Genomic DNA, 12,475 nt, shown 5'->3' with positions numbered 1-12,475 from the left:
GCCCCCCAGAAACGGTGGGCCTAAACTGGACAGTAAGGCTGGGGAACAAATTAGCGGTTTCCGGCCGCGCAAATCACCATTTGCGAAAAATGACATACACGGCCGCCACCAGCAGCCCGAAACCAACCACGTGATTCCAGGCTAGCTTGTCCGTTTTGAAAACATACACGGCACATAGCGCAAAAACGCTCAACGAAATAACTTCCTGAATGACTTTGAGCTGAAACAGGTTGAATGGTCCGCCATTTTCCACAAACCCAATACGATTGGCGGGCACCTGAAACACGTACTCAAAAAACGCCAAGCCCCAGCTCACCAGAATCACGCCTACCAGCCCCAGCCCGTGCAGCCAGGTTATCTTTTTGAACTGCAAGTGACCGTACCAGGCAAACGTCATGAAGAGGTTGGAAACGGTGAGCAGCAGAATAGTGTAGAGGGCTTTCATAAATGGTGGGTCGGTTGCCGCATTAGTCCTCGTGCCCCGGAATACTGCGCTGGGGGGCGTTTTTCAGCTTTGCGCTTTCCTTATCCAGGCGGCGCTGCTCGGCGGCGGAAATGCTGGGGGGCAAATTAGCTAGATCGGGCTGGCCGGCATTTACCCAGCAAGTGTACCAGAAAGCGCCTACCAGCTGCACCGCCCGGCGCATTTGGCGTTCTACCTGTCCGTGCAGACGCTCGTGGTAAGCGCGGCTGAAGTCGCGCGAGTACACGCGCACGGCTCCCTGGGCACCGCGCTCTTCGAAGCCGTATTTACGGTCGTCAGGAAAGCGAGCTGTCAATTCTTGCTCAAAGCGCAGTACCGAGTCCACGGCCGCGTTGGACCGCTGCACGGCTTCCCAAATGCTGAAAGTCGGATTATCGAGGTAAGGCGCCGGGCCAGTGAAGAAATCGTAGTTGGCGCTCAATAACTCCGGCAAGCGGCTTTCCCATAGCCCATGGATACCGCGTTGGCCAGTCAGTTGGCCATTATAGTTGCGCGTGGTGTGCAGCGGTACGCAGGCATCGGCCACGTAGTGACCCAGATCAGCAGAAAGATGCAGAATCCGGTCGGCGTCGCGAGTACGAAAGGCCTCGGTAAGCTGTAGCTGCATCCGAGCCACGTGCCAGGGCACAATACCATGGCGCTGCAGCGTATCCTCGCCGTGGCGGGCTACCGCATCGGCCCAGCTGCGGGGCAGGCGCACTAAAGCGCTGTCGCCGTAGGCGTCTACGTCTAGAAAGTGGCGCGCGGCTTCTCCCGGCACCACGGCCCGGCGCTGGTCGGGCCGGGTGGCGTGGTCGGTGAGGTAATCGATATGCTTTTTATAAAACCCCAGCAGCTCGGTAGGCAGCGTAAACACAGCCAAGCGATTGATAAGCCGATGCCCGAAGAAGCCCCACGCCCGCGGCTGTAAGGGCAGCAGCAGCAGCAACAGAAGCAGCGGGAGTTTCTTCATTGATATGGATTGGGGATTAGAGAGCTAAGCAATTTGCTCAAAGAGGTATGGGAAAAATTCACCAAATTTTCCCATACCTCTTTGAGTTCGGACAAACCTTCCCATACCAGTTTTTCTTCTACCGCCGTCCCTGCCCCGCAAACCGCAGCCGGTAATCGGCCTTCACGTCGCCTTTACTGATGCGGGTAAGCTTGCCCTTCAGCAGTTGCTTCTTAAAGCCAGACAGATGATCGGTGAACAGGATGCCTTCCAGATGGTCGTACTCGTGCTGAATAACGCGGGCCGTCATGCCGGAGAAGGCTTCCTCACGCACCACGTGGTTCTCATCCTCGTAGCGGAGCACAATATTGGCCGGCCGAAACACCATCTCCCGCACGCCCGGAATGCTCAGGCAACCTTCCTCGAAACCCCATTCTTCGCCGGTTTCGCTTACCATCACCGGGTTAATGAATGCACGCTTCACCGCCTGATCCTGGGGGGCATTTTCGGGGGCTGGTGCGGCTTCCAACGCTTCTTCATCATCCTCGTCCTCATCATCCAGCATTGGAGCCGAGTCGATAACGAATAAGCGTACGCTGCGCCCAATCTGAGGAGCAGCCAAGCCGACGCCACGCGCATGATACATGGTATCAAACATATCGCCAATGAGCTGCTTCAGCTCTTGGGCATCAATATCTACTGCTATGTCCTTGGCAGGCGTTTTCAGTACTGGGTCGCCAAAGGCAACGATGGGGTAAATCATCGGGAGTTAAGGAAAGATTGTAAAATAAGCGTGGCGCTTACGCGGTCGACGGTGGCTTTGTCGCGGCGGTCTTTCTTAGAAAGCCCCCCAGCCAGCATCGCCGCGTGGGCCATGCGCGAAGTGTAGCGCTCGTCGAGTTCGTGCACCGGCACGGTCGGCAGCTCGCGACGCAAACGCCGCACCAAACCAACCACGGCGCTGGTCACATCCGTTGGCTCATTAAGCAAGGTGCGCGGCATCCCTACTACGATGGCCGCCAACGGCTCGCGTTGGTGATATGCCTGCACATAAGCCAACAGGTCTTGGCTATGGATGGTTTCGAGGGGCGTGGCAATGAGTTGCAAGGGGTCGGTCACGGCCAGCCCCACGCGCTTATTGCCGTAGTCAATGGCAAGAATTCGGCTCATCGCTCCAAGGTAAAACAGAGGGCGTGCAGTAACCCTGCTACCCGCCCCAAAGATAAGGCCCCCGTATCTATTGCCCGACGTACTAGCACGATTTAAGCTGATACCAGCGAAAATCATTAATTATTTTTATTGAAATTATTATATAGTGTGTAGGCTGTATATAATGTCAGTAGCGAGCTTAAATACATCTTATCTACATTGTTATGTTATAAATATGTCTTACAAAATATAAAATTGTACTGTTATTTGAAAATAGTGAATGCTTAATAGTAGGCATGGTTTTCTCGTAATAGTTTTAATAGATTTGGAATGTTGCCTTGTCGCTAACCGTAGTTTATAGTCAAAACTTCTACTCCTCCAGCCTTTTATGAACGCTAAGTCGAACACTGCTTCGACGCCTGCCCCGGAGCTTGCTCCAACGTCGGCGCCCCGTGCTTCCCGCTTCCAGGTGCGGCAGCCATGGCTTTTAGCGTTGGTGCTGGCGGGCGGTATGCTGGTAGGGGCCAATCCATTCAAACCATCCGGTCAAAACCCAGACAGCACTTCCCGCGGCTACCTGAAGTTCAAAGAAATTCTGAGCTACGTAGACCGTGACTACGTCGATTCAGTCGATGCCGAAGCGCTATCTGACTACGCCATTGGCCGTATGCTGGAGCGCCTCGATCCGCACTCGATATTTATTCCCGCAAAAGACCAACCTCAGGCTTCCGCTTTTCTACAAAGTGATTTTGACGGCGTAGGCGTAGAGTTTAATATTTTTCAGGACACGGTAACGGTAATAGCTTCGCTGGGTGGCGGCCCGGCGGAGCATGCTGGTCTTCGCCCCGGCGACCAGCTGCTGGCCGTGAATGGTGAGGCTGTGTCGGGGGTGCATATGACTACCGAGCAGATGTACAACAAGCTGCGCGGACCGCGTGCCAGCCGCGTGCAACTCCAGCTTCAGCGTCGTGGCTCGCCTAAGCTCCTGAACGTGACAGTAACCCGCGAGCGGGTACCCAATAGCTCGGTGGAGGTGGCTTATATGGTTGATAACCAGACGGGCTATATCAAAGTGAGCCGGTTTGCCAACAATACTTACGAAGAATTCAAGCAGGCGCTTGGTGACCTGCGCCGCCAGGGAATGTCGCGCTTGGTATTGGACCTACGGGGCAACCCCGGTGGCTACCTCGACCGTGCCACCAAAATGGCGGATGAGTTTATTGCCGGCACCCGCAAAATCGTGTATACCGACGGTAAAGGCGACCAATACGACACCCAAACCTATTCCCGCGTACTGGGCGAGTTCGAAGAAGGCCCCTTGGTAGTGCTAGTAGACGAAGGCAGCGCCTCGGCCGCCGAGGTAGTAGCTGGTGCTTTGCAAGACCATGATCGCGCCTTGCTGGTTGGTCGTCGCACCTTTGGTAAAGGCCTAGTGCAGCAGCCTATTGCCTTAAATGATGGCTCAGAGCTGCGCCTGACTATTGCCCGCTATTACACGCCTTCGGGCCGCTCCATTCAGAAATCCTACAAAGGTGGACACGCCGAGTATGAGCAGGAACTAGCTAAGCGCCAGCGCCAGGGTGAATATTTCCACGCCGACAGCATTCACTTTGCCGATTCCCTGCGGTATCGTACGATGCACGGCCGCACCGTGTACGGTGGCGGCGGTATCATGCCCGACTTATTTGTGCCTCGCGATACTGTGGCTTTCTCCAAGTATTTCCGTCGTTTGCAAAGCCGCAATCTGGTGCGTGAGTACGCGCTGAAGTTTTACCAGGATCATCAGCCCGAGCTGGAAGGTCTTCGCTTTGAGCAATTCAATGCCTCCTTTCGCATTACGGATACGCAGCTCCAAGCCTTGAGTGCTTTAGCGGCCCGTGCGGGCTTAGCAGCCGATGCGGCTGGCTTGCGCCGCGCTGCCCCGCTGCTGCGCACACAGCTCAAGGCGCACATTGCGCGGAGTGCTTACGGCAAAAACGCCTATTACACAGTGTTGGCCGAGCAAGACATAGAGTTTCAACAGGCCTTGCGCGCTATTGATACGAGTACGGCCCAGCTTACGGGCAACTGAGCATAGTTCTTGCCTATCACAGGTTTCCGTCACTTAGCGAGGTGGAGAACAGATAGGTGATTAACAATTCAATTGATTGATTAATAGGTGATTGTTGTTAAGCCTCCAACACCTGCTTAGGCTGTTTTTTTGGTGGAAAGCCCCGCCGTTACGGTAGACGCAAGTAACCTTTTTTCGGTAAACGAATGAGCGACGCATACAAAGATTTACAGCAGGCTTTGGAGCAATTCTGGAGCTATATGGCGCGGCGGCAAGGGGGAACCGTGTTGGTGGAGGAGTTGAAGCTAAACTTCTGGGACGACGACCACGATACCATGGAGCGCCGGCGCTGCCGCAGCGACCTGCATCGGGCCACCATATCCGAGATTGAAAAGCAAAATGGCGGCTGGGGCAATGTCAGCGGCATAGATCTGCTGCTGGAAGCCATTACGGCTGACTATCTGCACGAAGATGTTCTCTATGAATGCCTCGAAACACTGAAGCCCGCCCGTCGCACTATTCTGCTGGAGCGCGGCTTGCTTTCACCGCTATATCATACGCGGTATCTGGCCGCCGAGCATGTAGCGCACTATATCATTCCGCACCGCACGGAGCTGATGGAGTTCCTCATCTGCCACGACGAGCATAAGCTGGTCAGCCGGTATGCGCTCAATACGTTGTCGGACCTGCACCCTGCGAAGGCGGTAGAGTACGCTTTGCCGCGCCTCACCGATGACGACGCGTACATGCGCTTAGCTAGCGTACTGGCGCTACAAGCAGCGGGGCACAGCCTGCCAGCTGAGCTGGTAGCCGCCCTGCGCACCGATTCCAATGAGTATGTCCGCGAGGCCGCTACTGAGTTGGTAGTAGCAAAACAGTAACCTCTTATCTATTTCTATTTGCTAGAACGCTACTATATCTGAGTGCTTACGAATGAAAACGCCGGTCGCCTCCTGAAGTAGGAGATGACCGGCGTTTTGTTATGTATAGCTGGCTAAAGCCAAAAAGGGCTACTTACGCTTGCTGGGGGGCAAATTTAGATCTTGATAATAGAAGTGTTGCTCTAAGCTAGTAAAGGGCTGGCCATCGACTTCGGCATAGGGATACACAAAATAGTTGAGAGGCGCACCTTGCTGGCGGGGGGCCAGCGTAAGGTCGCGGCCACGGGTCAGCTCCACCCGGTTCTCATCGTGAGCCCCAAAAAGTAAGTTCGCTGCGCCGGGTTTTTGGCTGCTTCCGACGCGTCGATGGGTACCCAGCCGGTTTCAGCAGTATAAAACTCCGACCAGCAGTGATATCCTTTAACCTCGCCTATGCCGCGTTCGGGTGGCAGCGGAAAGCCGATGCTGAAGCGCGCTGGAATGCCCAGGGCACGACAGTAGCCAATAAATACTGCATGAAAGTCGGTGCAGTTGCCACGGCGCGCATCGCAGGCGTAGTAAATGTCGCCGCGTCCCCAGCCCTGACCGGTTTTGTCGTACTTAACGGTAGAAACTACGTGATTATAAATAGCTTGTGCCTTCTCGAGGTCAGTGCGCGCATCAGCTTTCATTATTACCTCGTTAGCCCACTGCTTGATCTTGTTATCCAGCGGCACCAGGCGGTCGGATTGTAGCCAGCGGGCCATATTTGGGTCCGGCGCTTCGGTGATCTTGCCAGCAACAGCAGCCGACTTAGGCGCCACAACCGGATTCAAATGCTCGCGCCGCGCCGCCTGAAAACGCACCGACACGGTGAAAGGCTCGACCGATGGATTCTTTACCTTCAGATGCAGCATCTGGTTATTATACTGCGCCTTCACTACCTCGTACGGATGCGGAGATTCTATCTTTAGTTCGCTAATGGTCTGCGACTTATCCGAATGCGGCACGGGTAGCCACAGATCAATGGCGTTTGCCGTGGGGGGCAAATCACGAACGGTCGTCTTATATTCGAAGGCAAACGTGCGTACGCGGACCGGCTGGGGGGCTTTTTTGGGCGCTGGCTCCGTCCACCGGCTTGTGTTGGGCGTAAACGCGGTAATCAAAAACAGCAAAGCAAGTGGCCCAATCCGTTTAGGCGAGAGGAAAGCACTAATCACAACTAGAGGCATTTTTACTACAAACTCCGGCTCTAAATAAAAAGTTGGCGAGCAGCAGCTTATGAATGAAGTAGATACGAACGGCAGTACCCGCCTGCAAAGGTAAGGTGCCAGCGCGGGGCGAGCTTCGTGCGTAGCGTTTTTAGGGGAATTTGCCGACCTTCCAGCTCGTATTTCCAAGCAATCCTACCCTTGCTTTCTCAACTTCTATGGCTTACTACCACCGCCTCGGCCAGATTCCGCGCAAGCGTCACACCCAGTTCCGTCAGCCCGACGGGTCGCTTTATGCCGAGCAGCTCGTGGGCACGCTCGGCTTCCACGGTGTCTCTTCGCTGCTTTACCATATCCATCCGCCCACCCAGATAAAGGAGGTCGGCGAGCCTGTACCTTACAGCGAAAAGCTGTTGAAGGACAGGGCCTTGCAGCCCAGTCACCTGCGTACCCTGGCCCAAACCACCACTGGCGGCGACTACCTCCAGGCCCGCCAGACGTTGCTGGGCAATGCCGATGTGATGCTCAGCATCTGCAACCCTACGGAGCGGCGGATGCAGTATTACTACAAAAATGCCCTAGCCGACGAGGTGATTTTCGTGCACGAGGGCCGGGGCGAGCTGTGGAGCCAGCTGGGTAAAGTCAGCTTCGAGCCCGGTGACTACGTGGTGGTGCCGCGCACGATTATTCATCAGTTTCATTTCGAAGAAGGGCCAGTGCGGTTGCTCATTATCGAGTCGTTCAGCCCCATTGAAACGTGCCGGCGCTACCGCAATCATTTCGGGCAGTTGCTGGAGCACTCGCCCTATTGCGAGCGGGATATGCGTCCGCCCACTGAGTTAATTGTGGAAGATGAGCCCGGCGAATACCGCGTGCAGGTGAAGAAGGAAGGCTACTTACACCAGCTCACCTACGCGCACTCGCCTTTCGATGTCGTGGGTTGGGACGGCTACTTCTTTCCCTATGCCTTCTCCATCCACGATTTTGAGCCGATTACGGGCCGCATTCATCAGCCCCCGCCCGTACACCAGACGTTTGAAGCGCACAACTTCGTCATCTGCTCCTTCGTGCCACGCCTGTTCGATTATCACCCCCTGAGCATACCGGCGCCCTACAACCATTCCAACGTAGACTCCGACGAGGTGCTCTACTACGTGGCCGGTAACTTCATGTCGCGCAAAGGTGTTGATCTGGCGTCGTTTACGGTGCACCCCAGCGGACTTCCCCACGGCCCGCACCCCGGTACGGTAGAAGCCAGCATCGGCAAAAAAGAAACCCACGAGCTAGCGGTAATGGTGGATACTTTTCGCCCCATGTACCTCACCGAAACGGCCCTGCAATACGTGGATGATAAGTACCCGATGAGTTGGAACCCGGATTTTAAGCACGAGATGCCCCGCGCCGCGGATATGATGGATTAAAGATTTTTATCGGGCGAAACCGATTGGCCGAGTTGTTGCGTAATTGCGGCAAAAGCCAAACAAATGAAAAAAATACTGTTTCTCATTCCGCTCGCGCTCCTGTTTTTAACCGTTGGCTGCGAGAAAATCGACCAACTCCTTACTTTCTACATCGAAGACACCCAGAATATTAAGGTCGCTGGCAACTCGATTATTGGGTTAATTCCTGTCGCGCCGGTAGCCGTCACGACCCGTTCGGAGGAGCGCTTCAAAAATGAGGATACGCGCGCCGATTTGGTAAAAGATGTCAGCCTAAACAAGCTCACGCTCACTATTACCGATCCTAATAATGAGAATTTCGACTTTTTGGAAAGCGTAACTCTCTATATCAGCACTGATCAGAACGACCGAGTAGCGCTGGCTTCGCTGAGTCCGGTACCAACGGGGCAGAAGGCTATCAACTTGAAGCCAAGCGGCGCCAAACTGGATAAGTACCTCAAAGCATCCGGCTACACCCTTACTACAGAAGCCCGCGTCAAGCGCGCCGTCGCTCAGGATATCACCATGCGCGCCGATTCTCGCTTCCAAGTAACTGCTGATCCGCTGTAAAGTAGCATACACAGCGAATCACATACAAAAAGCCCCCGGAATTATTCCGGGGGCTTTTGTATGTGATTCGCGTAAGTCGCTGACGCTAAACTGCCTTATTGTATTCGATGACTAGTTACACCGCATGGCAAATCCAGGAGGACGATGTTGTGAGCCAATGCCTGGTTAACTAATTGATCTATATTTATTTAACTAACGTCTGATAGTGCTCCACCATCTTCGCTACGTTGGGTAGCTGCTCATAGCTCAGGTTGTTCTGGGTGGCGTATGCTTCTATCTGGGGGGCTTTTTCGTTGAACAAGCGTAGCACAGCTTTCTTGGTCAGAATCAATGGCTCAACTCGCTCCTGACCCGCGCGCAAAACATAGGGCCGCGTACTGCGCAGGTATTGTGCGGCGCGTGTCTCAACGCCTAGCGCTTCGTTGCGGGAGGCCGGCCGCTCGGCTACTTCGTGAAGCAGAAACAAGCGCACGGGACCTTGATTGAGCGACTCGAAAAAGTTTTTGCCGCTATAAGTTGCTGATCGATACGATTGAACTTCAAAGACTTGCCCAGTCTTACCTGCCGGCCCCAGAATGAAGCCGCGAACACTGGCGGCGGGTACTACCCGAATACCTCCTTCTGCGGTTGGGTCCTGCACCTCTACCAGTCGCATCGCCATATTGAAGCGCATCGCTGGTATAGCTAACGCTTGATCATTCGAGAGCAACAGCGTGCCCGCTTTCCAATCAGGAGTGTAGTAGGCCTGGTCGGGGGTGAGCTTGCTTTGATCAACAAGGCGGCGGTACTCAAAGGGGTATAAGAGCCCCCCGTCAGCCGCCCCATCTCGCTCATGGTTACGGCTTGGTTTTGCGCGGCGCTCATACCACTCAGCGACAAGCTCAAAAACGTTATCAGGCCTATTGTTTTTAGCATTTGATCGAGTAAATATAGAGTGTTAAGTAAGTGCAAACGGCTTATAATCAGGACTAATAATGAGGTCTAGCGGTTGCGCCCGTACTGCTCGTGGCTGCTTACCCAGTCGCTGCTCGAAATGGCCGCGCCCAGGCTTAGCTCGCCGGCCAGCACCACGCCGGCCACGATTTCGGCAAACTTATTTACCGTGCCCCGGCCCACGCAGCCCAGCATGCGCAGGCATTCATTCTGAGTAGCCAGGCCCGTGCCGCCGCCGTGCGTCGCCACAATAAGGGACGGAATGGTAATATTCATGTATAAGTCGCCCTCCTTCGTTACCTCCGTATAGAGCACGCCCGCCGACGATTCCGACACATTGGCTACATCCTGACCAGTGGCGATGAACATGGCCGTAATGCCGTTGGCCGAGTGCGCGCCGTTGTTGTTAGCCCCCGAAATAAAGGCCCCCACGTTGCTCACCTGCCCGTGGTAGGCCAGCTGCTCGGGCGTCACGCGCATGCGCTGCTGCAAGATGTCGCGCTTCACCACGGCCTCGGCCACTACACGCTTGCCGCGGGTACGCATCACGTTTATCTGGGAGGCTTTTTTGTCGGTGGCGAAGTTGGATTCGAGGTAGAAGTGGCGGATGGCGGGGCCTTTGTAGTTTTCCAGAATCCAGGAGCAAGCGGCGAAGGTGGCGCGCCCCACCATGTTCTGCCCCGCCGCGTCGCCGGTGCTGTAGTTGAAGCGTAGGTAAGCAAACTTGGTGGCCAGATACGTATCAATGTACTGGAGCTTGGCTATGCGGGAGGTGCTTTCGGCCTGCTGGCGAATGGAGTCGATTTCGGCCTCCACCCATTTGCTAAAGTCGCGGGCCCCGCGGGCGTCATCGAACACGAAAACGGGAGCCCGCTGCATGGCGTCGCCGATGACGGTGCACTTCACGCCCCCGCACAGGTTGAGCACTTGAATACCGCGGTTGTAGCTCGCTACCAGCGTGCCTTCCGTGGTAGCCATCGGGATGAGAAAGTCGCCCTGGGCGTGTTCGCCGTGCACGGTCAGCGGCCCGGCCAGACCCACCGGAATCTGGGCTACGCCCACGAAATGCTCGCAGTTGCCTTGCAGCATGTGGGGGTCGAAGGAGTAGTGCTTCAGGTGCTCGAACTCCTGGCCGGTGTACTCCTGCGCGAAGCGCTGCCGCTCCTGAATAGCAGCTTCGGCGTAGTCGTCGGCATCCTGGCGCGGAATGCGGGTGCGGTTAGCTGATTGATTGACGATGCTGTCTTCTACCTCCACATGCAGGTCGCCAAATGGATCGGCCGCGAACTGCACCTGCACTCCGTGGAGGCCCTCAGACAAAGTAGAAGTAGTCAGGTAAAAGGTGATGCTGTGGCCCACCAGAAACTCCAGTCCGCCGGGCGTGCGGCTCAGCACATCGGGCGCGGGCCGAATGTCGCCGTCGCCCAGGTCCAGGGCAATATGGTCGGGGGTGATGCGCTCCCCATCAATCTGCACGTAGTCGAGGCGAGTGAAGCGAACCGTGTCGAGGCGGTTCTTGATGCTGAAAGCCACGCCGTTGGGCGTGTTGCGCAGGCTGCCACGCGTGTAGAGCAGCTTGAGCAGCAGTGGACTGGGCGTAAAGATCATAAGCCGGGAGAGGTGGGGTTAGGAGTGTTGGCTTATAAGGTGCGAATTTTTCGGGAATACGAGCTACAAAGCTGCTTATCTCAGCTGGCGAAAAGAATCAGCGACTGAAGAAAAAGTCGGCATATCACAAAATGCTATGTATTTAAGTATTTAATATAATATATATTAATGTCAAATACTTGATTATCAACTGTATAATTTGTTGGAGGGGGTGGAATAAGATCATTTTATTGGTGAAAAACGGCTGTCACAAAACAGAGAGAATCTTCCTGGCGGCAAGTCGTAAAGAATAGTACTATTGCTATGGAAGTGAGCCTTAATACTGCTGCTACTCGGTGCTACGTTAGCTTCGTGGCAAATCCACCTCTCACTTTTTATCATTCTCACATCATGTATAAGCTTCTCTCTCTACCGCTCGCGCTTTCCTTATCATTCGGAATTGCCGCCGCGCAAACCCCGGACTCTGCCACTTATAAACACCAACTCGGCCTGACGGCCAGCCCCCAACTGGATAAGTTTTTCACCGCTAACCGCAGCCTGCCGCTGGGCCTTATTTACAAGAGGCAAGTGAAGCCCAACCAAGCGCTACGGGTGCGGCTGGTGGGCCAGTATAGCCGCCGAGATACAACGGATTTTGCCTACATCAATAAAGGTACGGGCGAACGGTTCTGGCAACTGGATGCCTTTGTGGGATACGAATGGCAACGTCCGCTTGGCCGGCGGTTCGCGTGGTCCTACGGAGCCGAAGTAGGCACTGGCTGGAGCCGTCGCACCAGCCTGTTTAATTCTAGTAACGTGGACGCCGAAGGGCCACTTTTAGCCGAAGGGTCATTTGTCACTAAAACCTGGCAGGTAATGGGCCGACCCTTCCTAGGAGTGCAGTTTAGCTTATCGTCCAGGGTGGAGATATTTGCTGAAAGCGCCGTGTCGGCCATTTATCAGCAGCGACGGGATAATGGGAATAGCATAGTGAGTCGTAACGGACTAGTATCGAATACTGGAAACAGCTACTTCACTCGGAATTCACTTCGGCTGTATTGGCAGCCAATACAGCTTATTGGAACCTCATTTAATTTTTAACTTTTTAACTTCATCTACTTCAATATGCACAAACTACTACTCCCGCGCCTCAGTGCATTGCTGCTCATAGTTTTTGGCTTACTAGCTAAAACCGCTACAGGACAGACGATGGTCATAAGCGATCCAACATCAGGACAGCCTGCCTGTCCAGGAATCCCTA

Annotated in this window: 13 protein-coding genes; 5 read left to right on the top strand and 8 right to left on the bottom strand. The window is 54.7% G+C overall.

Annotation, left to right across the window (positions count from 1 at the left end; translation table 11 throughout):
• Nucleotides 1-73: 73 nt before the first annotated feature.
• The 4 genes from MKZ35_RS15370 to ruvX form a co-directional block, all read right to left on the bottom strand.
• Nucleotides 74-445 (bottom strand): DMT family protein, encoded by a 372-nt coding sequence (locus tag MKZ35_RS15370; protein ID WP_482514093.1) that lies wholly within the window; start codon nt 443-445, stop codon nt 74-76.
• A gap of 22 nt (nt 446-467) precedes the next feature.
• The gene (locus MKZ35_RS15365) at nt 468-1,436 is read right to left on the bottom strand and encodes a zinc dependent phospholipase C family protein (RefSeq protein WP_482514092.1); all 969 of its coding nucleotides are present in this window, start codon (nt 1,434-1,436) and stop codon (nt 468-470) included.
• Nucleotides 1,437-1,554: 118 nt separating this feature from the next.
• A complete protein-coding gene (locus MKZ35_RS15360) occupies nt 1,555-2,178 on the bottom strand; it encodes a peptide deformylase (RefSeq protein ID WP_482514091.1) in 624 nt (207 codons plus the stop codon).
• Nucleotides 2,175-2,585 carry a Holliday junction resolvase RuvX gene (gene ruvX / locus MKZ35_RS15355; protein ID WP_084445095.1) on the bottom strand — a complete coding sequence of 137 codons (411 nt, stop codon included), beginning with the start codon at nt 2,583-2,585 and terminating at the stop codon, nt 2,175-2,177. Before ruvX ends, MKZ35_RS15360 begins: the two co-directional genes overlap by 4 nt.
• A 367-nt stretch (nt 2,586-2,952) precedes the next feature.
• Here ruvX and MKZ35_RS15350 point away from each other — a divergent pair, with 367 nt between their 5' ends.
• Together MKZ35_RS15350 and MKZ35_RS15345 are read left to right on the top strand one after the other, a co-directional pair.
• Nucleotides 2,953-4,635 carry a S41 family peptidase gene (locus MKZ35_RS15350; RefSeq protein ID WP_482514090.1) on the top strand — a complete coding sequence of 561 codons (1,683 nt, stop codon included), beginning with the start codon at nt 2,953-2,955 and terminating at the stop codon, nt 4,633-4,635.
• Between the two features lie 185 nt (nt 4,636-4,820).
• Nucleotides 4,821-5,495, top strand: a complete 675-nt coding sequence (locus MKZ35_RS15345; protein ID WP_482514089.1) for a HEAT repeat domain-containing protein — start codon at nt 4,821-4,823, stop codon at nt 5,493-5,495.
• Nucleotides 5,496-5,624: 129 nt separating this feature from the next.
• On the opposite strand, the gene MKZ35_RS15340 is transcribed toward MKZ35_RS15345, so the two are convergent.
• Together MKZ35_RS15340 and MKZ35_RS15335 are read right to left on the bottom strand one after the other, a co-directional pair.
• Nucleotides 5,625-5,792 (bottom strand): hypothetical protein, encoded by a 168-nt coding sequence (locus MKZ35_RS15340; RefSeq protein ID WP_482514088.1) that lies wholly within the window; start codon nt 5,790-5,792, stop codon nt 5,625-5,627.
• Complete coding sequence (locus MKZ35_RS15335) at nt 5,783-6,640, bottom strand: transglutaminase-like domain-containing protein (protein WP_482514087.1); 858 nt, start codon at nt 6,638-6,640, stop codon at nt 5,783-5,785. Before MKZ35_RS15335 ends, MKZ35_RS15340 begins: the two co-directional genes overlap by 10 nt.
• 263 nt (nt 6,641-6,903) lie before the next feature.
• Between MKZ35_RS15335 and MKZ35_RS15330 the strand changes: the two genes are divergently transcribed.
• Together MKZ35_RS15330 and MKZ35_RS15325 are read left to right on the top strand one after the other, a co-directional pair.
• The gene (locus tag MKZ35_RS15330; protein ID WP_482514086.1) at nt 6,904-8,106 is read left to right on the top strand and encodes a homogentisate 1,2-dioxygenase; all 1,203 of its coding nucleotides are present in this window, start codon (nt 6,904-6,906) and stop codon (nt 8,104-8,106) included.
• Nucleotides 8,107-8,169: 63 nt separating this feature from the next.
• Complete coding sequence (locus tag MKZ35_RS15325) at nt 8,170-8,694, top strand: hypothetical protein (RefSeq protein ID WP_482514085.1); 525 nt, start codon at nt 8,170-8,172, stop codon at nt 8,692-8,694.
• 184 nt (nt 8,695-8,878) lie between these two features.
• On the opposite strand, the gene MKZ35_RS15320 is transcribed toward MKZ35_RS15325, so the two are convergent.
• Complete coding sequence (locus MKZ35_RS15320) at nt 8,879-9,367, bottom strand: hypothetical protein (RefSeq protein ID WP_482514084.1); 489 nt, start codon at nt 9,365-9,367, stop codon at nt 8,879-8,881.
• 308 nt (nt 9,368-9,675) lie between these two features.
• Entirely contained in the window at nt 9,676-11,235 is a 1,560-nt protein-coding gene (locus MKZ35_RS15315; protein WP_482514083.1) for a hydroxymethylglutaryl-CoA reductase, read from the bottom strand.
• Nucleotides 11,236-11,625: 390 nt separating this feature from the next.
• On the opposite strand from MKZ35_RS15315, the gene MKZ35_RS15310 reads away from it, so the two are divergent.
• On the top strand, nt 11,626-12,315 hold the full coding sequence (locus MKZ35_RS15310; protein WP_482514082.1) for a hypothetical protein: 690 nt from the start codon (nt 11,626-11,628) through the stop codon (nt 12,313-12,315).
• The last annotated feature ends 160 nt before the right edge of the window (nt 12,316-12,475 follow it).

Source organism: Hymenobacter sp. R533113 (assembly GCF_056835965.1).
This window is presented reverse-complemented; position numbering and strand designations above follow the sequence as displayed.

What these genes read in the sequence shown, in the direction of transcription:
- MKZ35_RS15370 (WP_482514093.1), bottom strand. Translation starts at nt 445, where the DNA reads ATGAAAGCCCTCTACACTATTCTGCTGCTCACCGTTTCCAACCTCTTC.
- MKZ35_RS15365 (WP_482514092.1), bottom strand. Translation starts at nt 1,436, where the DNA reads ATGAAGAAACTCCCGCTGCTTCTGTTGCTGCTGCTGCTGCCCTTACAG.
- MKZ35_RS15360 (WP_482514091.1), bottom strand. Translation starts at nt 2,178, where the DNA reads ATGATTTACCCCATCGTTGCCTTTGGCGACCCAGTACTGAAAACGCCT.
- ruvX (WP_084445095.1), bottom strand. Translation starts at nt 2,585, where the DNA reads ATGAGCCGAATTCTTGCCATTGACTACGGCAATAAGCGCGTGGGGCTG.
- MKZ35_RS15350 (WP_482514090.1), top strand. Translation starts at nt 2,953, where the DNA reads ATGAACGCTAAGTCGAACACTGCTTCGACGCCTGCCCCGGAGCTTGCT.
- MKZ35_RS15345 (WP_482514089.1), top strand. Translation starts at nt 4,821, where the DNA reads ATGAGCGACGCATACAAAGATTTACAGCAGGCTTTGGAGCAATTCTGG.
- MKZ35_RS15330 (WP_482514086.1), top strand. Translation starts at nt 6,904, where the DNA reads ATGGCTTACTACCACCGCCTCGGCCAGATTCCGCGCAAGCGTCACACC.
- MKZ35_RS15325 (WP_482514085.1), top strand. Translation starts at nt 8,170, where the DNA reads ATGAAAAAAATACTGTTTCTCATTCCGCTCGCGCTCCTGTTTTTAACC.
- MKZ35_RS15320 (WP_482514084.1), bottom strand. Translation starts at nt 9,367, where the DNA reads ATGCGCTTCAATATGGCGATGCGACTGGTAGAGGTGCAGGACCCAACC.
- MKZ35_RS15315 (WP_482514083.1), bottom strand. Translation starts at nt 11,235, where the DNA reads ATGATCTTTACGCCCAGTCCACTGCTGCTCAAGCTGCTCTACACGCGT.
- MKZ35_RS15310 (WP_482514082.1), top strand. Translation starts at nt 11,626, where the DNA reads ATGTATAAGCTTCTCTCTCTACCGCTCGCGCTTTCCTTATCATTCGGA.